The organism is Phytobacter diazotrophicus, assembly GCF_052061655.1.
GTDB classification, from domain to species: Bacteria; Pseudomonadota; Gammaproteobacteria; order Enterobacterales; family Enterobacteriaceae; genus Phytobacter; species Phytobacter diazotrophicus.
In genome coordinates, this window is the sequence record NZ_CM125428.1 from 2497958 (window position 1) to 2521536 (window position 23579).

Below are 23579 nucleotides of genomic sequence, written 5' to 3' on the forward strand. Positions count from 1 at the left end.
CATAAATTAACATATCTCAACATTATTAATGCCTGCGCCTGACACAAAGTAGACGTTGCATCAGATAATGCCCGCTAAGAGTGAAAAGCGAACAGGTGAGTTTGAATCATACCTGGCGGAGATAAAACTCAAATCGTACCGATATTAATTAACGGGAAGCCCTGTCAGACATATAACATGAGAAATTAACAAGAAAAACTCAGATATTCTTGTCAGGCGGGCAGGACCGGCCAATGATTTCAGCAAGGAAATCCATCACCACGACAGCAGAGTGATTACGCTTAATTTCAGGGTAGGCAACCAGCCAAATGTTCCTCACGGGCGAAGGCAGATTTTCCTGCAGCCTTACCAGTTCGCTGTCATTATCACCCATAAAGCAGGGTAAAGTAACGATGCCCAATCCTTTCCGGGCAGCCTGTTGCTGCGCCATCAGATCGCTTGCCCGAAAGATAACACGCCGCCCGTTCAGCAGTGATTCAAGCCATTGCTGCTGCGTGACATGTGCAAGCGTGCTGTCATAAGCAATAAAAACCCAGTCTTCCTGAGGAATTTCTTGCCAGAACCGAGAAGCATAAAGACCAAAGCGCATAGTACCTATACGCCTTGTCATCAGGTCTGGATCGTCAGGCCTTTCAAGGCGAACCGCAACGTCAGCCTCACTTTTATTCAGAAGAACATGATGCGAAACGCCGGATAATGACAACGTGATACCCGGATGTTTCCGGGTGAAGCCTGCTATAGCAGGCGCAATGAGGTGTGCTGCAACGGCAGGTGACGCGCTGATATTTATAGGCACGGCTGGTTCGGCACACAATGACCTCGCCTGGATTCGAATACGGTCTGCAATGCGGTACATTTCGTCAGCGCTGGAGGCGATAATCCGCCCATGCCCGGTAAGCATGGTACGGCGTGGCAGGCGCTCTGTGAGCCTGAGGCCCAGCGAACTTTCAAGGGCTGCAATCCGGCGGCTCACCGTGGCGTGGTCCACGCCAAGCTCCCTGGCCGCGGCAGACAGGGAACCACACCGGGCAAGGGCGAAAAAAAAATGTAAATCCTGCCAGTCCATATCTCACCTCTTGTGCATTTTTACACATGTATGGTGCTTTTATACCTGTATTCTTCCTGCAATAAACTCATTTATAGTTTTCTCACTTCATAAGTGAGGAAAAAATAATGTCGTTAGCAATGATTATCAGCCAGCCGGGTGGCCCTGAGGTTCTTAAAGCGGTGGAAAGAGAGTCAGTCAGTCCCGGTCCCGATGAAGTTCGTATCAGACACGAAATAATCGGCGTGAATTTCGTTGACATCTATTTTCGCTCAGGACTCTACCCCCAGCCATATCCCCAGGCGGTGCCTGGTTTTGAAGGGGCCGGCGTAGTCACAGCAACGGGCAGTAACGTCAGCGCCTTTGCTGCAGGTGACCGCGTTGCCTATACGGGAAATCCGATGGGCGCTTATGCTGAATCCCGCAATATACCTGCCAGCCGCCTCATCAGGATTCCGGATGGTGTGGACACACGTACAGCCGGTAGTACGATGCTTCGGGGCCTTACCGCACATATGTTGCTCAACAAAGTAAGGGAAGTCAGGGCTGGCGACTGGATACTGGTTCATTCTGCTGCCGGGGGGCTGGGGCAGATAGTGACTCGCTGGGCAACGATGAAGGGGGCCAGGGTTATTGGTACAACGGGCTCACCGGAAAAAGTGGCAACGGCCCGCCTTGCTGGCGCGAGTGAAGTTTTGCTCCATACAGACGCCGCATGGCCGGAGAAAGTCCGCGACATCACTGAAGGGTATGGCGTGCATCTGGCCATCGACGGTATCGGAGGAACAATGCTCTCCAGAACGCTCAGCGTGGTCCGCCCTTTTGGCACTGTCGCCAGTCTTGGGCAGCCTGCCGGCCCTATACCTCCTGTGCGGGTGGAAGAACTGGGATTTGCTCGATCTATAGCACTGATGCGACCCAGTTCACTCGCCTATGCAGATGATGCTGCGCTTTACAGAAAGGGAGCGGCCGACCTTATGTCAGCACTGTTGGCAGGACTTGAAAATCACATTGGCGCTGAATTTACCCTTACCGACGCAGCAGAAGCACACCGGGTTCTGGAGGCGGGTCATACAACAGGAAGTGTCATTCTCACGGTTCAGTATTGAGACTCTGACGTGAATGAAACGAGCGACGCAGGCATCTTTAAAGGAATGCCGTATCAGTGACGTGACGACCAGGCTGGATTTATGTCCCTTAAGGACAATCATTCAACCCTTGTCGTCCCTTTCAGGTACTGCTAAGGAGATATCCAAGAAATTAGATAAAGGGGATGAGCCTGCTAAATTACTAACGTTCATACAATATCCGCTTCTGGCACAAAGCAGTCATCTCAACTACTGGATATTCCTGATGAGCTTCCGATTAGACATCCCTAATGCGCTGGATGCCAGCGAAACCAGCCTGTAATGGATGAAACTCGCGCCACAACTCTGCTCAGCGCTTCATTAGTTGTGCATTCCGGTGGCGTTCTGCCATGTAACGCCCCGGAGATGTTCCCAGTAATTTGCGAAAAAGGGTTGTAAAGCTTGGTACGCTCTCGTAGCCGAGCGAACCGGCAACCTGCTGGATCGATAATCCCTTTGCAAGCCATTCGACAGCGAGCATGATCGTCAGTTGCTGTCGCCAGCGGCCAAAACTCATACCGGTCTGTCGGCTTATCAGACGCGCAAGCGTTCGCTCGCTGAAGCCAAGCCGCTTTGCCCAGTTGCTCAACGTTCCTTTTTCTGCTGGCGATTGAAGCATCAGGTCCGCCATCCGGCGCAAACGTGCATCGGCAGGCATGGGTAAGTGAAGGTTCTCGGGCGGGGCAGTGGTGAGTTCATCGATCATCACATCAAAAAGGCGGGTTTCAGCGCCACCCTGTTGGTAAAAAGCGGGAAGGTGCGCAGAGCGGATCAATAATTCGCGCAGCAGAGGCGTCACCGATATGGCACAGCACGTCGCAGGCAAGCCCGCCGCTAAGTCTGACGCAATGAACGTGTTGTACCCCTCCAGGCCACCCGCAGCCTTGAGACTGTGAACGATCTCTCCGGGTATCCACATCGCGCTGCCCGGCGGCACAATCCATAGTCCTCCGGCAACCTCACAGCTCAGCGCGCCCTTTTGCACAAACATGACCTGCCCTTTCTGGTGGGCATGCGCTTCCAGCTCAAACCCATTCAGGTCAGTGAGGAGAAAGCCCATTGTTACAATTGGGCGAGGGAGTGTGTCCGGGTCGATCCAATCGGCACCGGCCAGCGACTGATTAAGTATTGGCATCCCACCATTATGCTCAGACGTCTCGCCATGTGGCAAGATTGAATAATAATTTGTCATTTCTTCGCAATGACGACCGGTTGCCAGTTCCTTATAGTCCTTTTTGTGACAGACGCATTTTCTCTCCGGAGGAAATCCCGTAAGCAGATGCTGACCAGCCGGTGATCAGAATGATGGACTCACTAAACAAATCGACGCACGTGAAACGGTTCGTCAGTGGCCTCACTTTTCCAGATTATCCAAAACAGCGCCTTCGCCACACGATCTGCTCCGAACCAAAAAGGAACAACCATCATGACCGAACAAAACAGCATGTTACGCGGCGACTACTCGACAGCGCGTCTTACCCAGCGTTACCGCTTTGCCGATCCGAATATGGATTTATTCTTCCTCGGCGCGTTGGGCTGGGGGCCGACGGGCGGGCTTTCGGTGGGCGAAGCCTTTCATATTGCGTCGCACATCGAGGACGGTAACCCTGACACCTGGACACAGGCCTTCGAGCGGCAAGGTGAGGTGCTCGCGGCACAGGCAGAGCGCTGGGCCGGACAGGGCGTAATGCGCGCAGCCGGTGAAACCCGTCTTAAAGCGTTTGCCTGCTACCGTTCAGCGTGGCAGTTCGTCCTGCCGGGCGCATATTTTTCGGCTTTGTTTCGCAAAGGCCAGGAGTTGTTTGATCAGGCCATGCAAGAATTGGGCTTACCGACAACGCGCTTTGAGGTCGCTTATTCCGGCGGTAAATTACCGGGCCATTTTTTCCCTGCAAACGACCAGGCAGCACCGACAATCCTGATTATCGGTGGCGCGGATACCTGCCATGAGGACCGTTTTCTGTCACAGGGGCGCTATTATCTGGAACGCGGCTATGCGGTTGCTCTGGTCGCTCTGCCGGGGCAGGGGTTGGTGGCAGAACAGAGCTTGTACTGGGAAGCTGAAATCGAACGACCGATCGGTGCAGTGATCGATACTCTGGTTGCCCGTTTCGGCGTGAATACACAGAAGCTGGCTATGCTCGGCATGAGCCTTGGAGGCTATTTCGCCTGCCGTGCGGCAGCGGAAGAGCCACGTCTTGCGGCCATTGCCGCGACACCCGCGCTCTCACGTCCCGAAGAATTATTCCTTGCCGCCGCCGGAGCAACGAAGAAAGAAACGCACGCTCCATCGGAAGCAGCCCACCGCAATATGCAAGTTCTGCTCTGGAAGGCTGGCGTCGATAACCTGACAGCCCTGGCCGATAAGTGGCAAAGCGCCGCCGCCGCTCCCGCCAAGGTTAATGTTCCCTTTCTCACCGTTGTTGGCGGCCAGGAGGGTGCCGTATGGAAGCAGCAGAGCATCGAATGGCACAACGCCATTCCGTCGGCGAATAAGCGATTAACGATGCTGGATGCAGAAACGGGCGCTGACGCCCATTGTCAGGGCAACAATCCCCTGCGCCTTGTGCAGGAGGTGGATGCCTGGTTGCGTGAGGTTTTGTGACAGCAAACTTGCCGGGGGGCACAACCAGAAAAAGTCAGATGACCAGGGAAGGATACCGTTATCTGGTAAACGAGGGGTATCAGACCCCTCTGCGCGTAGTTAGTGTAAAAACGAGATATTGGAGCGGGGGCTATGAGCGAGGAGCGGACATACAAGAAGAGGGAAGCTGGCTTATCCCAATAATGAGCTTTTGAGTGACGAGGCATACTCATTGGAAAATACGCCATAAAGTGACTTTCGATGGTATGGTTACATTCTTACCACGAAAAGAGGAAACACTAATGATTGTAAGGACCTGGCACGGTTGTGTTCCGCTAAAACATGCTGAAGCTTTTGCGAAACACCTTGAGAATACTGGTGTAAAGCATTCAAAGAGCATATCTGGGAACAGAGGCGCTTTTGTGCGTAGAGAAACCCAGGGGGAATGGGAGCATTTTTTCCTGGCGACTTACTGGCAGGATCTGCAGTCGGTTAAGGCATTTGCCGGAGAAAGCTATCACGTAGCGGTGACGTACCCGAGTAACGAAGAATTTGAACTACTTTCCGATCCCTACGTTTTCCAGCATGTAGTTGAGAACGTTGCGCCGCTTTAGCTTCGTTTCCGGGCCAACCTGTCGGTTACCCGAATTTTTAAAATATCCATACTCATTTAATGCCCTTAGGGCCGCTTCTGGCGTACAGGGGACATCCGGGCACGGCAGATTTCCCCTGGACGCGCGGTCAATTCTGCCCAAGCTATGCAAACCGAAATCATTGGAACGGCTCATGAATATCCAATTCACAAACATTACCCCGGCCAGCCCAGGGTTTACGGAGTTAAAATTAAAGAGCATGGTTGAAGGATTTAACATGCTACACCGACTGGAAGAAAATTGGTTAAACGGACAGAACCGCTTTGACAGGCCCGGAGAAAAACTGCTTGGGGCTTATGCTGATGATTTAATTGTTGGCGTGTGCGGACTTAACATCGATCCCTTTACGAAAATAACTGGCACCGGACGTCTGAGGCATCTCTATGTAGACACGGCATGGAGAAGAAATCATGTTGGCAGCGGTTTGCTCAGTGAAATACTTAAAGATGCTGGCCTCTGGTTTTATTTTATCAACACCAACGCACCATCATCGGCATTCACTTTTTATGAACGAGCCGGCTTTATTGCTTTACGTGATATGGATAAAGTTACACACCACTTTTGCCTGAGAAAGCAAGCACGGTAGAACATTCTCGTTTTGGACACAGCGCCGATTGTGTCCTGTGTCAGACGGCCAGGGCATCTTCTTTGTATTGACGATTTTTTCAAGAAAACTCAGTTCAATTACCATATGTAGTCCTTAAAATAGCGCCGGGAAATCGTCGAGCGTATATTGCTTTAAAATCAGGCGCTCTGTTTCAAGCTGTGGCGCTTGCTGTATCAGCATGGTTTTCCCTTTATTCTTAGTTTTATGATTTATCAAATTTACCGCCATGAGCGCATTGGCTCCAAAAAAAACGGCAATTTCTGCTCATAAAAACACGCGCTGAACGTCTCTGTTTCCATTTTCACTGTCTGGCAGACTGTGGGCCGCGGTAATCGCCGCCCAGGGCTTTAATCAAGGTGATATCGGTGCTGAGCCGCTGGGCCTCGATATCCAGCAGCAAAAGCTGCTGCGCGATGGCCGGACGACGCGCCTCCTGCGCCGCATAGTAGCTAACCAGTCCGCGCTGATGGTGCGCGCTGGCGCTGCGGGTGGTCATCATCGCCGCCGCGACTTTCTGCTGCTGCAGCGCGGCCTGCTGGTTCAAATCGTTCAACTGACTGGAGCTAATCGCCACGTCGCGCACCGCGTCCAGCACCGCCTGGTTGTACTGCTTAATTAAAATATTGCTCGCCGTACGCGTCGATTTCAGGTTGGCGTTTAAGCGCCCGCCGTCAAACAGTGGCAAATAGAGCCCCGGCAGCAGGTTGATCTGCTGGAATGAGGACTTAAACAGATCGCCGACGCTCAGCGCGTTGTAGCCCCAGAAGGCTTTGATATCGAAGTGCGGGTAAAACGCCGCTTTTGCCGCGTCCACCTGGTTCATCGAAGCGCTGACGTAGCCGCGCAGCGCCTGCAGATCCGGGCGGCGGGCCAGCAGCTCAAACGAGAGCGAGTCCGGGAGCGTCTCCTGCAGCGCCGGCAGCGCCACGGGATGAATCTCCGGCATGCTATGCGCATCGGCGCCGATCAGCGCCCGCAGCGTTTCCCGATACTGCGTCAGCGTCCCCTGCGCCGTAATCACCTGCTGCTGCGCCGCCAGCAGCTCCGCCTGGGCATTGGCGACATCGACGCTATCCTCCACGCCGCGCGCGGTACGATGCTCATGCGCCTGCACCGAGAGCCTGGCGATGGCCTCCAGCTGATTAAGTAATGCGATTTTCTGGAAAGTTGCCTGCATCGCGAAATAGAGCTGGGCCACGCTGCTGGCAAGATCCAGCTCGATGCCGGCAGTCTCCGCCTGGCGGGCGTTCTTTTCGCCAATCGCGGCGGCAACGCGGGCGCGGTCGGCGCCCCATAAATCGATATTCAGCGTCGCCCCGACACCAACCGTATTCAGCGTGTACCAGGGGCCGTTTTTATCCACTGGAAGAGAGAAGGAGTAGGGCCAGGTGAACTGTTTATTGGTCACCCGCAGACGGTTTTGCGCCGCCACGGCGGTGGCCTGCACGCCCATTGCCGACTGCGCCAGCTCGACCGTGGATTGCGATTGCGAAATACGCAGCCGCGCCGCCTGCATGGTGGGGGAGTTCTGCAGTGCGCGATTGACCAGCATATTTAGCTGCGGATCCTGATAGCCTTCCCACCAGCGCGCCGTCGGCCAGCCGCTATTCGCCAGATGGATCACCTGCGCCAGCTCGGCCTGCTGCGGATTGACCAGCGGAACCTGGCCGGGATCGTCCTGAATTAATGCGCACCCGGTTAACAGCGTCAGGGCGAAGGCAAACACCGGGGATCGCGCGGCGCGCGGGAGAGTAGAGGTTTTAATCATGATTGCATTGCCTGTCGCGGAATATCGGAAGACGCAAATGGCCACGCCGGCAGGGCGGCCAGCGCGTTGACCAGCGGCGCGCCAAATGGATTCGCCGGGTCCGGGAGAAGCGCCAGAGAGCGTTCTACGGCAGTTTGCTGCGCGTCGATATCGGCAGCGTAGCCTTCAAGCCGCCGGGCGCAGCGGGGTAAAAAAGTATCCCCCGGCGCGGCGTACAGACGATAGCCTTCGCTGAGGCGCAGGATCTCTTCCGCCTGATGGAACGTCGCCCGCACCGGCCAGTTTTTGGCTTCCGGCCACGGGTGGGCGTAGGTTCCCAGCGGCTCGGCGGCTACCCGGTTGATTAAGGTTTCGCTCTCGGTCAGCGCAGCAAATAGCGGTACCAGTTGGACCTCATCGTCGCTTGAGGAGAGGGTCTGCGCCAGCAGGCGATAAAGCTGCGCCAGACGCGCTTTGAGCTGCGGGGCTTCACTATCCGGCCATAAATAGAGATGTACAATCGAGGAGACCAGCACGCCGAGCAGGATACCGATAACCCGGTCGCGCAGTTCGGTAAGGTTGCTGAGCGGGCCAAACCAGCTCAGGAACGCCAGCGCAAAGGTAAAACCTATCTGGATCCCGGCGTAGGCGATGCGCTCTGAGCCTGCCGCAATCCACGCAGCCAGCGCGAACACCGGCAGGGTCATCGCCAGCAGGCCGCTCAGCGAGTCGGTCCAGGGCTGCACAAAGACGATCAGGAGCAGCGCAATCAGCGTCGCCAGCAGCGCGCCGCCGATACGCAGCCACGTTTTCTGCAGGGTAGCGCCCAGACCCGGCTGGGCGACAATGACGCAGCTCAGCATAATGGTGTGGATGCCCTGCCAGTCGGCGGCGGTATAGAAAACGTAGCACAGCAGCGTCGCCAGCAGCGTTTTCAGGGCAAAGTGCAGATAGGCCGGATTGGACCACGCGTCCGGCAGTAGCAGCGGCGCTTTTTCCACTTCACCCTGCGGTAACGCGATGGTTTCGCCGCGCGCCAGCCGCGCCAGCACCCTGGCGATCTCCTGCAATATGGCGCTGTTATCGCTATCGCGTGGGACCCTCAACGGCTCAATATCCGCCGCCGTGGGGCTGGGCAGATTATCCGCCAGCGCGTTCAGTTCGCGTGCTATCCGCTGGCGCGCATCGGAATGGTCGCGGCCCGGCTGTAACAGTGCCGTCAAATGGTAACAGCGCAGCGCGGCGGCCATCAGCGATTGCCAGGCCTGCGGGCTGGCGGCAATCTCCGGCGTGGCGCGCGCGGCCTGCTGGTACAGGGACTGCAACTGGTTAAACTGGCCGGCGATCTCTTTAAAGGAGGGTTGCGGCGCCCCGCCATCCGGTTGGCTAAGAATCCGCGCCGTCTGGCGCAGCATGACCACCAGCCGGGCTTTAAACTGATAGCCGGGGAAGGCTTGCTGAAAACAGGCGTTGACCAGCAGCGTCACCAGAATGGCGGTGTTAATCGCCACCCATAGCCACAGCAGCAGGCGTACCAGAATTTCGCTCTGGCTGGTCATCGACGGGAAGGTCTGGGCGTAGATGACTGCCAGCGCCACCACGAAAAACGCCAGCCCCAGCTTGCCGAGGACCCGCATCAGGTAAATCGCACAGAAGAACAGGATCACCGAGGCAACCAGGCGAATCAGCGGATAGTCATAGGTCCACTTGATAATCAGCAGTACGCCACCCAGGGCGACGCTGACGGTCACCACGAAAACCACGCTGACCAGCTTAATCATCAGGACGTTAGGCTGGCTGACGTAAAACACCACGATCAGCGCCACGGCGAGGAAGGGAATATGCAGCGTCATAAACAGCACAATCAGCACCGCACAACTGAGCGTCAGGCGCAGGGTATAGTTCGCCCGCCCCGGCGCATCGCGGAGTTCCCGGGTCAGAAACGGCCACAAGCTTTGCATGCCGTCTCCTTATTGCGGCTGGAGAACAGCGCTGGCGGAAGCGCCCATGCGAAACAGGTTCGGGTCGGGATCTTTGACGGCGATTTTAACCGGGAAGCGCTGGGAGACATGGACCCAGTTGATACTCTTCTGAATGACCGGCAGGCCTTCAATGACGCTGCCGCCGTCGGGCAGAACGCCGGTGCCGACCGAGTCGACTACGCCCTCGAAGGTGCGGCCATGGTTGGTCATTACGGTGATTCTGGCCGGAACGCCGGGCCGAACACTCTGCAAGTCGGTTTCGCGGAAGTTTGCCACCACGTACCAGTGGTCGTCATCCAGCAGGGTAAAGACCGGCTTAAGGGCCGAGGCGTACTGGCCGATCGTCGTTTTCAGCGCCACCACCACGCCGTTAAACGGCGCGCGCACTTCGGTAAATTCGAGATGCAGCTCGGCCAGCGCAATTTGCGCCAGGATCCCCGCACGCTGCGCCACCATGGCATCAACGCCGGTCACGGCCGCGGAAGCCTGTTTCGCCTGCAGCAGGGTGGCCTCCAGTTCGGCGCGCGCCGCTTTTTCGGCCGTTCGCGCCTGATCCAGGTCTTCTTGTGAGGCAAACCCCTGCGGTACCAGTGGCTCAAGGCGTATGCGTGAAGAGGTGGTCTGCTTAACCAGCGCTTTAGCGCGTTCAACGGCGGCACTGACCGACTGCGCGTTGTACTCCTGCGCTTTGATCGTGCGCTGGGTCAGCATAATCTGCGCATCAAGCGTGGTCAGCCGCGCTTTGGCATCATCAAGCATCGCCTGGTAGGGACGCGGGTCGATGCGGAACAGCAGATCGCCTTTTTTTACCCGCTGATTGTCGCGAATCGGCATTTCGACGATCCGCCCGCTCACTTCCGGCACCACGTCGATGGTGTCGGCATAAACGTAGGCATCGTTGGTTTCCGGCGAGGTTTGTAGCTGCCAGATAACCAGAATCAGCGCCACGATCGCGGCGAGAACGAGCGCCAGCAGGGGCCATTTTTTGCGGATAACGCTTGAGCGGGATTGGGTCATAGGGATCTAGTTTACGAAGAACAGGAACCACAGAATCGTGGCGAACAGGAACATCAGCGCCAGATAGCTGAAGACCAGTGGAGAAAATCGCGATTGCCATCCTTGACGCACAATCAGGATATGGCAGGGAATAAGTAACAGCGCGGCGCCTAATAAGCAGAAGAACCAGCCGGGAAATGCTGCACCTAAAACCGGAATCGCCGGGGATAATGAGCAGCCGGAGAGCGTAAATAGCGAAAATAAGAGCGCAGGGCACGCCAGCTTAACAATGCGATTCAAGACGAAATACCTGAGTGCTCGGATTAAGGTGAAATGAGTTTAATCTCCTTGATTGTGAAAGAAAAGAAACTCATCAGGTATCTCAAACAGAACGTCTCTTTTCCTCTGGTTACATTGTTTTGTGATCATCTTGCATCACCACAAATATAAAAGTAAAACTATATGGATTGTCTGCATTTTAATTCCTATATTCAAAGGATTACAAAAAATGCCGTTGGTATTTTTTACACCCTAACTTTATATGACTCACCTGGCTATGCATAACACCATATATGAAACATTGCTGGAAGCACCCGGCCCGCAAGACTCTCTCAAAGGCACCTTGCTTAGCCCCTGTGCGAAGCCAGAACAGGTCATTCTGATTATTCCCGGTTCAGGGCCGACGGACCGCGATGGTAATAATCCGCTTGGGGTTAATGCGTCAACGTATCGGCTTCTGGCTGAAAATCTGGCATTGAAAGGTATCGCAACGTTGCGGGTGGATAAGCGTGGAATGTTTGCCAGTTCAGCGGCGATAACGGACGCCAATGCTGTGACAATCAGTGATTATGTAGAAGACGTACGTTCCTGGATAACGGTATTGCAACAGCGTCTGGAAAACCCCTGTATCTGGCTTCTCGGGCACAGTGAGGGGGGGATCGTGGCATTGGCGGCGGCGCAGGAACCTGATGTCTATGGTTTAATGCTGGTCGCAACACCTTCGCGCCCGCTGGGGGATGTGTTAAGAGAACAGCTTAAAGCCAATCCGCAAAATGCAATTCTGCTGGACGATGCGTTTTTTGTTATTAACGAACTGGAGCAGGGTAGACATGTTAATGTTCAGAACAGGCATCCTGCTGTGCAACATTTATTTTATCCGGCAGTGCAGGGGTTTCTTATAGACATTTTTTCCTTTAATCCAGTTCATTTGATCGCGCGTATTACTAAACCTGTACTGGTATTACAGGGGCAACGCGATCTCCAGGTAACGGAATATGATGCCCGACAGTTTAAGGCAGCCAACCCGAAAGCAACCCTTGTTCTTTTACCGGATGTAAACCATGTTCTTAAAGCGGTGAATTCTGATGACAGGGAAGAGAATAATGCGGCTTATACAAACGCATCGCTTCCCCTGGCGGCCGGGGTGGTTGAGGCCATTGTGCAGTTTCTGACGCATAATGGTAACCCAAAAGCTAAGCTGCCATTTTTTAATTAATAGACAATCCGGGAGTTGGGACGTTGAAAATTGACTGGCATAGCGCATTGCTCACCCGTTCCACAGCCATAGATAAACACTACAAAAACACGCAAAACGTTCGTCGTTTCATGATGGAACAATGCGGGGAAAACTTCCGTTTCGACCGTGATTTCATGGCCTGGATCCGCAATGATACCCCCAAAAATCTGGGTGATGTGGTCGATGAGTGGAAACGCAGACAAGGTTGATAAAAGAAAATTTTTTTATTCGCCTGAGGCAGACAGACTAGAGAATTGTCAGGTCTGTTATGAACATGTATGGAGGACGGGGGCGAAAACTCAGCGCCTCCCATGTCGACCAATTTCCCAATAAAACTTACAGGACGATAGCTGAATTAGTTGATTTTATTGCCGTTTATTATTGCGTCGATGTCTTGTGAACATAACCACTGGTCCTGGCAGGCGACTTTAGGCACCTGTACTTTAAATAACTGGAAGAGTTTATATACTTCTGTATTGAACCGGGCTAGAAATTGCGAGCCAGCAGGCTTCATGCCCACCCGCTAAGCAATCCTTTTTGTTAAGGATAACAAATGCATACCAGTAAATGGAATGATGTGTTCCAGGAGTCAATATCATGACAAGTTACATGGCATTGACTTACATTTTCGAGGAAAAAGTTGCTCCATGGCGCTTTCCCTTCATCGTCCATCCTGACCTTGCCGTGCAAAGAATCAGAACGATGCCCCCCTCTTCGCTGAACTCGATGTTAAGTCGTCAGGATAAATTTCAGTCACAAAGTGGAGCAAATCCTTATCAGGCTGGTCGGGACATCCGTACTGTTGCCACAGTGGAGCTTGAGCGTGGCATTATGGTGGCTATTGATGATCGCTTTGGTTTGTGGTCGCCCGCGGTCGCTCTGTTCTTCATTGATAATGAGGGATGCCTTCAACTTCATGCTACGACGCTGCCTGATGCCTATCCGGTTAGCTCTATCATCCGTCGATATGAAGAAATGGTCAGCACATTCGGTAATCGTCCCGCGCCAACAGACATTCCTCTAAGTCAACGTCAACTTAGGCGTGCTGATTCAGCTATGCGAGGTGAAGAACCCAGTGCTGGCGGTGGCCGTAGTAGTCGAATAAATGAGCCTGACCGCCCACTCACAAAAGCTGAACGTTGGCAGGCGAGAAAAAATCTCATCAGTAAAGGCCAGCGTAGTGTGTATCCTGATGCGCAGACCGCCGCTAACCGGCTTGCTGAGAATAATATCGCAGTCGAAAAAGCAAAACTTGCTCAGAATGTCTATGGCCGTGCCGGGCAACCGATAAATGCGCTTGAAACCATGCCGGATGTGCCTGAAGGGTGGATTGATATCAGTAATGATGAGCAAGCGCTATCCGCAATCGGGCTTAAGTCATCAATGCTCTCGGATGGCCCTGTCGATCCCGATTTTATTGCCCGCGTTTATGCACCGGACGATTATGTATTTGGAAGTGATATGAAACCGACGGTTGTTTTTCGGGGGACCCGCCCGGAGAAAATGGCTGACTGGGGCAATAATGGTGCCCAGGGAATGGGTTTGAACTCGACTTATTATAAAAATGCGGTCCAAATCGGTAAGAGCATTGCTCAAACTGGCAGTAATGTGGATATTGCAGGTCACTCCCTTGGCGGAGGATTGGCTTCAGCTGCCGGAGTTGCCAGCGGCAAGTCAACATGGACATTCAATGCCGCAGGGCTGAACAGCGGTACGGTTGAGAAATATGGTGGTCAGATTATAGGGGATGGTTCTGCGATAACTGCCTACAGAGTCAATGGTGAGGTGCTGACTAAAGTTCAAGAAGTGAGTATTACAGACCTGATTGATGCGAATTATGATATGTCTCTTTTTGCAGCGAAGGTAGGCATTTCAAATATGATCCCTAATGCGATAGGTAAAACCGTCGGACTTGCTGGCGGCACCGGAAGCATAATGGACAAGCATAGCATGACACAGGTCATTGACTGTATCGAAGCGCAGAAGGACGAGGACATTGGAATCATTAAAAGCAGGGTTTAGCGTGAAAAAAATCGCATCCGCGATTCTTTTTTCTTTTCTGTTTGTTCTTTTATCGGCGTGCAATGATATGAAAAAAATAGAACCGGAAAAATATTTTACGGGTTCGCAACTGGTTTTGGCTAAGGCTATCCAGGCGGCAGATCGTGAGGCCATTCTCCATCTGGCGAAAAATACTGATCTTAATAGCCCGGGAGCCGAGGAGCTGACACTTTTATTTTTCGCAATGAATGAGTCTTTTTACAATAATAACCCTCCTGAGCGATTGCAGATCATAACGGATTTGGTTCGCGCGGGAGCAGATCCTCTACAGCCGCAAATGAATATGCCGGGTAGCCCTGCTGAAATTACCGCAAAAGCTGACAAGGACATCTGGCTGAAGGCGATGCTCGATGGTGGGCTGGATCCTAACGCCAGGGATAAGGTGTATCATGAGGCCCTTATTTTCTCGGCAATTAAATCAACAAATAATTCACCTCTGGCGCTGCTAATCAAGCGGGGAGCCGATATCAATACACGAGACTCCTTAGGCCAAACGCCACTTGTCGAGGCTTTTTTTAGATCCGAATTTGAGAAGGTTTTTTTTCTGCTGGACAACGGTGCTGATCCCAACCCGGTGAATAAGCAGGGTCGCTCCTTCAGGCAGATGGTCGATTTTGAACTTCAGAGGGTTAAGAAAGGCGGGGAGTATTACGATAATTTGTTGAAATTAAAAGAAAAGCTTAACAGCATGTCTCAATGATATATTGGAAAGCGTGTTAAGAGGCTATATAAGGCTCTGGAACTTAAAGGACAGAGCCTGCGCCACATGCACTCAGGCCGTGTCCGGGAAATGCCAGTTAAGGGATAATGCGCGCGGCTCTGAATTGTCTGAACAAATTGAAGAACATGGTTCGTTTCAGGTGATAAAACAGTCACTTTCGCAGATGACAGAAATTTGCTGATGGCCGCTAAAGCAGGCTTCTGCTTCATTCTGTACAGCAGAAATTTTATATCCGCTTTGGCGCGAAGCGGCCAGCATAAAGGGACGAGCTGGAAATCATCTGTCTATTTAGCATAGTCGTTCTTTTACGATCAGAATTTAATAACGTAGTACTGATATTGTTATTTTGCCATTAATTACAATCAAAATTTGGCTCATCAAATTGCGAAATTCCCTTCGAACTTTACGCGGTTATTTTATTCTGCCGTTAGCGAAAAATTATAAACATCATAAAACAATGGCTCTGCCATCTGATGACAAGAATATTATTATTCGCTGAACATTTCATGAAAAACAATACCAGGTAAGCGGCAATCTAAAAGGCTTTTATTGTTAAAATATATGCTTTTTTAGTGTGATCTGCATCACAAAACTTGCCCTGCTGATAACCACAAAATTAGCGTGCCTAATAACAAAGGAAATCAGCATGTTTAATATCCGTAGGATCGAACCGGCTTTTAAAGAAGATATGTATGGTTTCACGCAGAGCCTGCTCAGCTATATCAATGGTGAAACGAATAAAACACCAGATAGCGAAAAACTGCGTGACATAACGCACCGGGCCTATCATCAGGGCGCAGTTGCGGACCAGAAAATTGCCCAGCATGCCCTTTTTATTATTTACCAGAGTGTTCTGGCTCATCCGCTCTCCGCCCCTGCATCCCGGCAGTACGACCCGGCGCTGCTGGAAATTAAAAGAACCATCGAGAATGAATGGCTGGAACATGAGTTCGGGCAACTTTCTCTACCCGAAGAGGTGAATTCAGCCCCGCGTTATGGTGATTTTTTAAAAACGGTGTGGCATGCACATAATGCTTCGCATCACCCCCTTTTTGAGTTTCTGGAAAAGGATGCTTCAACGGAGCAACTCTATTATTTCTTCAAAAGCGACAGCGCACTCAATCTGATTTTCTTTGATCTGGTTGCCTATACGCTGATTGGCTCCCAGCCGGAAACCCGCGGTACTATCAGTGAAAACCTGTGGGATGAAATAGGGCATGGTGACAATGTGTTTACGCATGTCAATCTCTATAAGGATGTGCTGGCGCGGCAGGATATAAAACTGCCAGAAAACCATTATATCGACATGTACGGGGCAGAAGCACTGGCCGGACATAATGCCTTCATGATCGGTTCTGTTAACCGAAGCCACTATTACAAACTGCTTGGGGTAATGGCTATGACGGAGGTGCTGGATCCGCCCCAGTATGAAAAACTGGTAAATGGGTGTCTGCGTCTGGGCCTTATCGATCGTGATGTGAAATATTATACGGAACATATCACCATTGATATCAAACACGGGGATGACTGGCTTTATAACGTCATTGATGTGATTGCCGGGAAGTACCCTGAGACCCGCCGGGAGTTCTATCTCGGCAGTTTACTGAGGCTGCGGACCGCGGAGCGCTATTACGATCAACTGATGCAGAAATTGATGCAACTCTGATGATGATATTGGCCCGGAGGGATCTCCGGGTTTTTGATTATGCTGAACAGGAGTGGATGTGTGGCTTACTTACTGCTGGCGCTGGCCGCCATTTTTTGGGGTGGAAACTATGTTGTGGGGCATATACTGGTTCAGTACGTTGACCCCTACGGGCTGAGTCTGATCCGCTGGGGAGGGACAACCCTGCTGATGCTTTCGTTTTACTGGAAGCGATTCTGCGTCGATTTCGCCTCGATGCGAAAGCATATTCGCATAAACATTCTCCTCTCTTTCCTGGGGCAGGTCTGTTTCCCGCTCAGTTTATACATAGGCCTTCAGTACACAACTTCCCTTAACGCAGCTATCTATATTTCCAGCACACCCTGCCTCGTTCTGCTTATTAACCATTTTCTTTTCCGTGAATACATTTCAGCGCGCAATATTGCGGGTGTCGTGGCCAGTACGGTGGGGGTGCTATACCTCGCATTTTCCAGTGCCAGCGGTAACGGGCGGATGCAGGCTTTTGGCCTGGGGGATGTGCTGACCATTATTTCCGCGTTGAGCTGGGCGTTTTACTGCGCATTTCTGCGTTTTAAAGACACCACGGTAACAAATACATCCTTTGTCGCTTTCAGTTCCCTGTTGGGTACTGTAATACTCGTACCGATGTTTATTCTCCATGCCGCGTTTGCAGAGGCGTATCGGGGCGTTATTTATAGTGTGTCACCCTCTGTTATCATCGGTATCCTTTATCTGATTATCTTCCCGTCATGGCTGTCATATGTGTTCTGGAATAAAGGCGTATCGCTGATTGGTACTACCCGAAGTGAGATTTACACCCATCTCATCCCTGTCTCCGGCGGTATTATGGGCGTCGTATTTCTGGGCAATGAACTACACAGCTACCATATCGTCACACTGGTTCTGATTGTCTCCGGTATCGTCTGCTGTTCGTCCCGACATTCCGTCAATAACCGCCCCGAACATCAGAGTGAGCGCTCATAAGATTGCAGCGCCACAGATACGCCGGGTAAGTTCTGGCACGAAGCAGACAGGCCGAAGCGCGGTCTGGTCTGCTATGAGCGAATTGCGAACATATCCCGCCCCGCATCAATGCGATAACGTCAAAACAAAAGTGTGCTTAAATCAGAGATCCCTAAGTCAGAGTACTCGCAATGACATCTCAGGAGTCTAATTTGCACGTTGAAACATCCCGCTTATCTCTGCGTCCTGTCCTGGCATCAGACGTCGCCGATCTGTTCAGGATTTATGGTGATCCGGCGACGAACACATTTAACCCCGCCGGGCCATACCCGGACATTGATTATGCAAAAGCGGTGCTCATTCGCTGGCTCGACCATTGGCACACTCACGGGTTCGGAAACTGGGCAATATCACTGCGCGATCGTCCTGAAAAAATCATTGGTTTTGGCGGGCTGAGCATTCGAAGTTACGACGATATTATGATTAATAACCTTGGCTATCGATTCTCCACTGACGCATGGGGAAAAGGCCTGGCCACAGAATTTGCAACCTATGCGCTGAGATATGGATTTGAAAATATCGCGTTTACCGAGATTTCCGCTGTCGTAAGACAAAACCATCTGGCGTCGCGCAAGGTGCTCGAGAAAGCAGGGCTACGCTATATCAAAGACATTTATGATGTTAACGATGCGCCGCCAAGCCTTCTGTTTTCACTCACCGTGGATGAATGGCTGAGTAATTCAAAATAGTCTGGATTAACGCCTGATCTGAGTGTGACGCGGGGGCTAACGCCGTCTGAGGAATGCCTTCCGGGAACATTTCCCGAAAGGCTGCAAAGGTGATGAGTACATATCTCCCTGAATACGCTTGTACGTATCAAAAGATACGAATCCTTTCGCTGCGTGTTTTTAAGCCAGTCCCGCGCCCGCCAAAGGCTTACAGACATAGACGGTTTCTTTAATACCGGTTTTAGCTTCGTACTGTGCCGCAACGGCCTCTTTCACCGCAGGCACCAGCGCTTCCGGCACCAGCGCGACCACGCAGCCGCCAAATCCGCCGCCGGTCATGCGCACGCCGCCTTTATCGCCGATGGTGTTTTTCACGATCTCCACCAGAGTGTCGATGTGCGGTACGGTGATTTCGAAATCATCACGCATGGAGGCATGGGATTCCGCCATCAGGACGCCCATACGCTGCAGGTCGCCTTTTTCCAGCGCGCTGGCGGCTTCCACGGTACGCGCATTTTCGGTCAGCACGTGGCGGACGCGGCGGGCAACCACCGGGTCCAGTTCGTGCGCGACGGCGTTGAACTGATCGATATTCACGTCACGCAGCGCTTTTTGCTGGAAGAAACGCGCGCCGGTTTCGCACTGCTCACGACGGGTGTTGTACTCGCTGCCCACCAGGGTGCGTTTAAAATTACTGTTAATGATGACGATGGAGACGCCCTCCGGCATGGAGACCGCCCTGCTGCCCAGCGAACGGCAGTCGATCAGCAGCGCGCTGCCTTTTTTACCCAGCGCCGAGATAAGCTGGTCCATAATGCCGCAGTTACAGCCGACAAACTGGTTTTCCGCTTCCTGGCCGTTCAGGGCGATTTGCGTGCCGTCCAGCGGCAGGTGGTACAACTGCTGAAACACGGTGCCGACCGCCACTTCCAGTGAGGCGGACGAGCTCAGGCCCGCGCCCTGCGGCACGTTACCGCTGATCACCAGATCCGCGCCGCCAAAGCTGTTGTCACGCTTTTGCAGATGTTTCACCACGCCACGCACATAGTCTGACCACTGCTGTGAAGGGTGGGTCACAATGGGGGCGTCGAGTGAGAATTCATCCTGCTGGTTGTCGTAATCGGCGGCGATAACGCGCACGGTACGATCCTGACGCGGTGAACAACTGATCACAGTCTGGTAATCGATGGCACAGGGCAGCACAAACCCGTCGTTATAATCGGTATGTTCGCCGATCAGGTTTACGCGCCCCGGCGCCTGGATAGTGTGAGTGGCAGGGTAGCCAAATTTTTCAGCAAACAGGGACTGTGTTTTCTCTTTCAGACTCATGGTTAAACTCCGGATTCGCGGAAATGAATATCGCTGACCGCGCGCAGACGTTCGGCCGCCTGTTCTGCCGTCAGGTCACGCTGCGTCTCAGCCAGCATTTCATAACCGACCATAAACTTACGTACCGTGGCGGAGCGTAATAACGGCGGGTAAAAATGCGCGTGCAACTGCCAGTGGCTCTGATCCTGTTGGGTGAAGGGGGCCCCGTGCCAGCCCATCGAGTAGGGGAAGGAGCACTGAAACAGGTTATCGTAGCGGCTGGTCAGTAGCTTAAGGGCCAGCGCCAGGTCGCCACGCTGCGCGTCGGTTAAGTCGGTGATCCGCCGGATATGCGCTTTGGGTAACAGCAGCGTTTCAAACGGCCAGGCCGCCCAGTAGGGCACCACGGCCAGCCAGTGTTCGGTCTCAACGACGGTGCGGCTGCCGTCCTGGCGCTCGCGTCCGGCGTAATCCACCAGCATGGGGGAGCCGTACTGGCGGAAATAGTCGCTCTGCAGACGGTCTTCGCGTTCGGCTTCATTGGGCAGAAAGCTGTTGGCCCACACCTGGCCATGCGGGTGCGGGTTCGAGCAGCCCATGGCCGCGCCTTTGTTCTCAAAAACCTGAACCCACGGGTAAGTACGGCCCAGATCGGCGGTCTGTTCCTGCCAGGTTTTCACCACCGTCTCCAGCGCGCTCAGGCTCAGTTCCGGCAGCGTTTTGCTGTGATCCGGCGAGAAGCAGATAACGCGGCTGGTGCCGCGCGCGCTCTGGCTGCGCATCAGCGGATCGCTGCTTTGCGGCGCATCCGGCGTGTCGGTCATCAGTGCCGCAAAGTCATTGGTGAAGACATAGGTGCCGGGGTAATCGGGGTTTTTATCGCCGGTGACGCGCGTGTTCCCCGGACACAAAAAACAGTCCGGGTCATGGGCCGGCAGGGTCTGTTTCGCCGGGGTTTCCTGAGCCCCCTGCCAGGGGCGTTTGGCGCGGTGCGGCGACACCAGAACCCATTGATCGGTCAGCGGGTTGTAACGGCGATGCGGGTGATCGACCGGATTAAATTGCATCATGAGTGACCTTGTTTAAAAGCCCCCTCCGAAGAGGGGTAACCGACTGTGCGGATGTTGCCGCGTGTTTATTCATGGTTTGGCAGGGCAATATCTTTGCTGACACGCAGCCCGTCATTGTCAAAAATCATGCAGTGCTGGCTGTCAAACGCGAGTGTGATTTTTTGCCATGGGCGGAAGTGCACATCGCCGGGGAGGAGGATTTTAATGTTGTCGTGACCATAGCACTGGCCGAAGAGATAGGTATTGTTGCCGAGTCGCTCCACCACTTCGCACTGGAACTCCAGTTGCGTGCCGCGCGTGACATCCGTAGAGAGATGTTCCGGGCGTATCCCCAGCGTGACTTCCGCGCCAGGTTCAAGAGGCGACGTAGTGATTGCCAGCGTTAATGTGTGCCCCTGAGCGAGCGTTACCGTCAACTCGCCAGGCTGCCATGCTTGTACTGTCGAAGGCAGGAAATTCATTTTCGGCGAGCCGATAAACCCGGCGACAAAGCGGTTTTTCGGGTTGTAATAGAGCGCCATTGGCGAGCCCATCTGCTCAATATTGCCGTAATTCATTACCACGATTTTATCGGCCAGCGTCATCGCTTCTACCTGATCGTGGGTGACATACACCATGGTGGTTTTCAGCTCCTGGTGCAGGCGGGCGATATGCAGACGCATCTCGACGCGCAGTTCGGCATCGAGGTTGGAGAGCGGTTCATCAAACATAAACACGCGCGGGTTGCGCACAATCGCGCGGCCAATCGCCACGCGCTGGCGTTGACCGCCGGAGAGCTGTTTCGGTTTTCTGTCCAGCAGATGGCTGAGCTGTAAGGTTGTGGCGACCATCTCTACCTGACGGCGAATTTCCTCCTTCGGGACTTTATTGACCTTCAGGCCGTACCCCATGTTTTCCGCCACGGTCATATGTGGATAGAGCGCGTAAGACTGGAACACCATTGACACGCCGCGATGGGCGGGGGCGACATCGTTCATCACCTCGTCGCCAATCAGGACTTCCCCTTCGCTGACCTCTTCCAGGCCAGCAATCATGCGCAGCATGGTCGATTTACCGCAGCCGGAAGGGCCGACAAACACGGCAAACTCACCGTCTTCAATCGACAGATTCACATTGTTCAGCGTCACCGTGTCGCCAAAGCGCTTGGTGACATTCCTCAGTCGTATATTGGACATCAACGTTCCCCGAAATTAGTAGCCGTTATGTGCAGCGATAAGCGCGTTGTCGGATGCTTTTGTTTTACGTATAACAATCAGGCGACAGGCTTGCTCAACCGCGAAAATTCATGCTCAGACTATAACTTCCAGTGTTTTAGCGCCCTATATCGAATTTCCATTTCTGTTGTGTCTGTCACACAACTGACAGTTAATTCTCGTTTTGTTAGTCACTCAAGCGTAACGTATAACAAATCGAATTGAGCGCATGAATACGTTTTAACCCCAGTGATATCAGGTGATTTTAACGTTGTCTCATCGGATGTCGCACCATGAAAACCACTAAAATGTTATACCTTGACATGAGGGTGATAATGAAAAAGAGAACACTTACCGCACTGATCCTCTCTGCACTGGCTGCCGGCCAGCTTATTAGCCTGTCGGCGCATGCGGCAACAAAGCAGCTTAACGTCTGGGAAGACATTAAAAAGTCCGTTGGTATTCAGGACGCCGTCAAAGACTTTGAGCAAAAGTACGACGTTAAAGTGAATGTTCAGGAGATGCCCTACGCGCAGCAACTGGAAAAATTACGCCTGGATGGCCCGGCAGGCATCGGGCCGGATGTGCTGGTCATCCCCAATGATCAATTGGGTGGCGCGGTTGTGCAAGGGCTGTTGGCCCCCCTGAATCTGGACAAAGAAAAGGTTGACGCCTTTACCCCGGCTTCCATCAACGCCTTCCGTCTGGACAACACGCTGTACGGCGTGCCGAAAGCGGTCGAAACGCTGGTGCTGATTTACAACAAAGACCTCATCGACAAACCGCTGCAAAGCCTGCCGGAGTGGCTCGACTACTCGAAGAAACAGCGTGAGCAGAATAAATACGGTCTGTTGGCCAAGTTTGACCAAATCTATTACAGCTGGGGCGCTATCGGTCCGATGGGCGGCTACCTGTTCGGGAAAAACGACAAGGGCGGCTTCAACCCGAAAGATATCGGTCTGAATAAACCCGGCGCGGTGGAAGCGGTCACTTTCCTGAAAAAATTCTACAGCGAAGGGGTCTTCCCGTCGGGGATCCTCGGTGATAACGGGCTGAACGCCATTGATTCACTGTTTACCGAGAAAAAAGCCGCGGCGGTGATTAACGGCCCGTGGGCTTTCCAGCCGTATGAGGCCGCTGGCGTTAACTACGGCGTGGTGCCGCTGCCAAATCTGCCGGATGGCAAACCCATGAGTTCTTTCCTGGGCGTAAAAGGCTATGTGGTCTCCACCTGGAGTAAAGATAAGCAACTGGCGCAGCAATTTCTCGAATTTATCAACCAGCCGCAGTACGTGAAAACGCGCTATATCGCTACCCGCGAGATCCCGGCGCAGAAAGCGATGATTGACGATCCGATGATCAAAAACGACGAGAAAGCCAGTGCGGTCGCGGTGCAGGCCGCGCGCGCAACGGCCATGCCGGGCATCCCGGAGATGGGCGAAGTCTGGGGGCCGGCAAACGCGGCGCTGGAGCTGAGCCTGACCGGCAAGCAGGAGCCGCAGGCCGCGCTTGATGCCGCCACCAAACAGATCCATATGCAAGTTGAAGCCATGCAGGCCAGTAACCAGTAACCGCTTGTTGTAGCAGAACGGGAGGGCAACCTCCCGTTGTC

22 protein-coding genes and 1 pseudogene are annotated in these 23579 nt (G+C 53.2%); 13 read left to right on the forward strand and 10 right to left on the reverse strand.

Annotated elements, in window-relative coordinates:
* Window positions 1-199 precede the first annotated feature (199 nt).
* Window positions 200-1066, reverse strand: coding sequence for a LysR family transcriptional regulator (locus tag ACS0RQ_RS12250; RefSeq protein ID WP_271851955.1), 867 nt, complete (start codon window positions 1064-1066; stop codon window positions 200-202).
* A gap of 107 nt (window positions 1067-1173) precedes the next feature.
* Between ACS0RQ_RS12250 and ACS0RQ_RS12255 the strand changes: the two genes are divergently transcribed.
* Window positions 1174-2154: a quinone oxidoreductase family protein gene (locus tag ACS0RQ_RS12255; RefSeq protein WP_271851954.1), complete on the forward strand. Its 981-nt coding sequence runs from the start codon at window positions 1174-1176 to the stop codon at window positions 2152-2154.
* Between the two features lie 13 nt (window positions 2155-2167).
* On the forward strand, window positions 2168-2455 hold the full coding sequence (locus ACS0RQ_RS12260; protein WP_271851953.1) for a hypothetical protein: 288 nt from the start codon (window positions 2168-2170) through the stop codon (window positions 2453-2455).
* A gap of 27 nt (window positions 2456-2482) precedes the next feature.
* Here ACS0RQ_RS12260 and ACS0RQ_RS12265 read toward each other — a convergent pair whose 3' ends face one another.
* Window positions 2483-3364 carry an AraC family transcriptional regulator gene (locus ACS0RQ_RS12265; RefSeq protein ID WP_499079316.1) on the reverse strand — a complete coding sequence of 294 codons (882 nt, stop codon included), beginning with the start codon at window positions 3362-3364 and terminating at the stop codon, window positions 2483-2485.
* A 234-nt stretch (window positions 3365-3598) separates the two neighbouring features.
* Here ACS0RQ_RS12265 and ACS0RQ_RS12270 point away from each other — a divergent pair, with 234 nt between their 5' ends.
* The 3 genes from ACS0RQ_RS12270 (at window position 3599) to ACS0RQ_RS12280 (ending at window position 5995) form a co-directional block, all read left to right on the forward strand.
* Window positions 3599-4777 carry an alpha/beta hydrolase family protein gene (locus ACS0RQ_RS12270; RefSeq protein WP_271851951.1) on the forward strand — a complete coding sequence of 393 codons (1179 nt, stop codon included), beginning with the start codon at window positions 3599-3601 and terminating at the stop codon, window positions 4775-4777.
* Between the two features lie 281 nt (window positions 4778-5058).
* Entirely contained in the window at window positions 5059-5370 is a 312-nt protein-coding gene (locus ACS0RQ_RS12275; RefSeq protein WP_271851950.1) for a hypothetical protein, read from the forward strand.
* 172 nt (window positions 5371-5542) lie between these two features.
* The gene (locus ACS0RQ_RS12280; protein WP_334634278.1) at window positions 5543-5995 is read left to right on the forward strand and encodes a GNAT family N-acetyltransferase; all 453 of its coding nucleotides are present in this window, start codon (window positions 5543-5545) and stop codon (window positions 5993-5995) included.
* 120 nt (window positions 5996-6115) lie between these two features.
* Here the strand turns inward: ACS0RQ_RS12280 and ACS0RQ_RS12285 are convergent.
* The 5 genes and pseudogenes from ACS0RQ_RS12285 to ACS0RQ_RS12305 form a co-directional block, all read right to left on the reverse strand.
* Window positions 6116-6196, reverse strand: a pseudogene (locus tag ACS0RQ_RS12285) (GNAT family N-acetyltransferase); the annotation flags it as partial.
* Between the two features lie 121 nt (window positions 6197-6317).
* Complete coding sequence (locus ACS0RQ_RS12290) at window positions 6318-7784, reverse strand: MdtP family multidrug efflux transporter outer membrane subunit (RefSeq protein WP_334634279.1); 1467 nt, start codon at window positions 7782-7784, stop codon at window positions 6318-6320.
* Window positions 7781-9724 (reverse strand): FUSC family protein, encoded by a 1944-nt coding sequence (locus tag ACS0RQ_RS12295; protein ID WP_334634281.1) that lies wholly within the window; start codon window positions 9722-9724, stop codon window positions 7781-7783. Before ACS0RQ_RS12295 ends, ACS0RQ_RS12290 begins: the two co-directional genes overlap by 4 nt.
* 9 nt (window positions 9725-9733) lie before the next feature.
* Entirely contained in the window at window positions 9734-10762 is a 1029-nt protein-coding gene (gene mdtN, locus ACS0RQ_RS12300) for a multidrug transporter subunit MdtN (protein ID WP_334634284.1), read from the reverse strand.
* Between the two features lie 6 nt (window positions 10763-10768).
* Window positions 10769-11041 carry a YtcA family lipoprotein gene (locus tag ACS0RQ_RS12305; RefSeq protein ID WP_041851459.1) on the reverse strand — a complete coding sequence of 91 codons (273 nt, stop codon included), beginning with the start codon at window positions 11039-11041 and terminating at the stop codon, window positions 10769-10771.
* Between the two features lie 256 nt (window positions 11042-11297).
* Between ACS0RQ_RS12305 and ACS0RQ_RS12310 the strand changes: the two genes are divergently transcribed.
* The 7 genes from ACS0RQ_RS12310 to ACS0RQ_RS12340 all read left to right on the forward strand — a co-directional run bounded on the left by ACS0RQ_RS12310 (window position 11298) and on the right by ACS0RQ_RS12340 (window position 18417).
* A complete protein-coding gene (locus tag ACS0RQ_RS12310) occupies window positions 11298-12236 on the forward strand; it encodes an alpha/beta hydrolase (RefSeq protein ID WP_334634289.1) in 939 nt (312 codons plus the stop codon).
* 23 nt (window positions 12237-12259) lie between these two features.
* The gene (locus ACS0RQ_RS12315) at window positions 12260-12466 is read left to right on the forward strand and encodes a DUF6434 domain-containing protein (protein WP_334634291.1); all 207 of its coding nucleotides are present in this window, start codon (window positions 12260-12262) and stop codon (window positions 12464-12466) included.
* Between the two features lie 388 nt (window positions 12467-12854).
* Window positions 12855-14279: a Tle-like phospholipase domain-containing protein gene (locus ACS0RQ_RS12320; protein WP_334634293.1), complete on the forward strand. Its 1425-nt coding sequence runs from the start codon at window positions 12855-12857 to the stop codon at window positions 14277-14279.
* Window position 14280: 1 nt separating this feature from the next.
* Window positions 14281-15018 carry an ankyrin repeat domain-containing protein gene (locus ACS0RQ_RS12325; RefSeq protein ID WP_334634295.1) on the forward strand — a complete coding sequence of 246 codons (738 nt, stop codon included), beginning with the start codon at window positions 14281-14283 and terminating at the stop codon, window positions 15016-15018.
* Between the two features lie 667 nt (window positions 15019-15685).
* Window positions 15686-16705, forward strand: a complete 1020-nt coding sequence (locus tag ACS0RQ_RS12330) for an iron-containing redox enzyme family protein (RefSeq protein WP_334634298.1) — start codon at window positions 15686-15688, stop codon at window positions 16703-16705.
* Window positions 16706-16765: 60 nt separating this feature from the next.
* The gene (locus ACS0RQ_RS12335) at window positions 16766-17689 is read left to right on the forward strand and encodes a DMT family transporter (RefSeq protein ID WP_271851982.1); all 924 of its coding nucleotides are present in this window, start codon (window positions 16766-16768) and stop codon (window positions 17687-17689) included.
* Between the two features lie 191 nt (window positions 17690-17880).
* Window positions 17881-18417, forward strand: coding sequence for a GNAT family N-acetyltransferase (locus tag ACS0RQ_RS12340; RefSeq protein ID WP_271851983.1), 537 nt, complete (start codon window positions 17881-17883; stop codon window positions 18415-18417).
* A gap of 159 nt (window positions 18418-18576) precedes the next feature.
* Here ACS0RQ_RS12340 and galK read toward each other — a convergent pair whose 3' ends face one another.
* The 3 genes from galK to ACS0RQ_RS12355 all read right to left on the reverse strand — a co-directional run bounded on the left by galK (window position 18577) and on the right by ACS0RQ_RS12355 (window position 21949).
* Window positions 18577-19725, reverse strand: coding sequence for a galactokinase (gene galK, locus ACS0RQ_RS12345; protein WP_108701173.1), 1149 nt, complete (start codon window positions 19723-19725; stop codon window positions 18577-18579).
* A gap of 2 nt (window positions 19726-19727) precedes the next feature.
* The gene (gene galT / locus ACS0RQ_RS12350; protein ID WP_499052493.1) at window positions 19728-20774 is read right to left on the reverse strand and encodes a galactose-1-phosphate uridylyltransferase; all 1047 of its coding nucleotides are present in this window, start codon (window positions 20772-20774) and stop codon (window positions 19728-19730) included.
* 65 nt (window positions 20775-20839) lie between these two features.
* Entirely contained in the window at window positions 20840-21949 is a 1110-nt protein-coding gene (locus ACS0RQ_RS12355) for an ABC transporter ATP-binding protein (RefSeq protein ID WP_079498140.1), read from the reverse strand.
* A 353-nt stretch (window positions 21950-22302) separates the two neighbouring features.
* On the opposite strand from ACS0RQ_RS12355, the gene ACS0RQ_RS12360 reads away from it, so the two are divergent.
* Window positions 22303-23538 (forward strand): extracellular solute-binding protein, encoded by a 1236-nt coding sequence (locus ACS0RQ_RS12360; protein ID WP_039078787.1) that lies wholly within the window; start codon window positions 22303-22305, stop codon window positions 23536-23538.
* The last annotated feature ends 41 nt before the right edge of the window (window positions 23539-23579 follow it).

Coding starts and splice junctions, on each gene's coding strand:
- ACS0RQ_RS12255 (WP_271851954.1), top strand. CDS start 1,174: ATGTCGTTAGCAATGATTATCAGCCAGCCGGGTGGCCCTGAGGTTCTT.
- galK (WP_108701173.1), bottom strand. CDS start 19,725: ATGAGTCTGAAAGAGAAAACACAGTCCCTGTTTGCTGAAAAATTTGGC.
- ACS0RQ_RS12355 (WP_079498140.1), bottom strand. CDS start 21,949: ATGTCCAATATACGACTGAGGAATGTCACCAAGCGCTTTGGCGACACG.
- ACS0RQ_RS12260 (WP_271851953.1), top strand. CDS start 2,168: ATGAAACGAGCGACGCAGGCATCTTTAAAGGAATGCCGTATCAGTGAC.
- ACS0RQ_RS12265 (WP_499079316.1), bottom strand. CDS start 3,364: ATGACAAATTATTATTCAATCTTGCCACATGGCGAGACGTCTGAGCAT.
- ACS0RQ_RS12290 (WP_334634279.1), bottom strand. CDS start 7,784: ATGATTAAAACCTCTACTCTCCCGCGCGCCGCGCGATCCCCGGTGTTT.
- ACS0RQ_RS12280 (WP_334634278.1), top strand. CDS start 5,543: ATGAATATCCAATTCACAAACATTACCCCGGCCAGCCCAGGGTTTACG.
- ACS0RQ_RS12330 (WP_334634298.1), top strand. CDS start 15,686: ATGTTTAATATCCGTAGGATCGAACCGGCTTTTAAAGAAGATATGTAT.
- ACS0RQ_RS12320 (WP_334634293.1), top strand. CDS start 12,855: ATGACAAGTTACATGGCATTGACTTACATTTTCGAGGAAAAAGTTGCT.
- ACS0RQ_RS12310 (WP_334634289.1), top strand. CDS start 11,298: ATGCATAACACCATATATGAAACATTGCTGGAAGCACCCGGCCCGCAA.
- ACS0RQ_RS12270 (WP_271851951.1), top strand. CDS start 3,599: ATGACCGAACAAAACAGCATGTTACGCGGCGACTACTCGACAGCGCGT.
- galT (WP_499052493.1), bottom strand. CDS start 20,774: ATGATGCAATTTAATCCGGTCGATCACCCGCATCGCCGTTACAACCCG.
- ACS0RQ_RS12250 (WP_271851955.1), bottom strand. CDS start 1,066: ATGGACTGGCAGGATTTACATTTTTTTTTCGCCCTTGCCCGGTGTGGT.
- ACS0RQ_RS12275 (WP_271851950.1), top strand. CDS start 5,059: ATGATTGTAAGGACCTGGCACGGTTGTGTTCCGCTAAAACATGCTGAA.
- mdtN (WP_334634284.1), bottom strand. CDS start 10,762: ATGACCCAATCCCGCTCAAGCGTTATCCGCAAAAAATGGCCCCTGCTG.
- ACS0RQ_RS12295 (WP_334634281.1), bottom strand. CDS start 9,724: ATGCAAAGCTTGTGGCCGTTTCTGACCCGGGAACTCCGCGATGCGCCG.
- ACS0RQ_RS12360 (WP_039078787.1), top strand. CDS start 22,303: ATGAAAAAGAGAACACTTACCGCACTGATCCTCTCTGCACTGGCTGCC.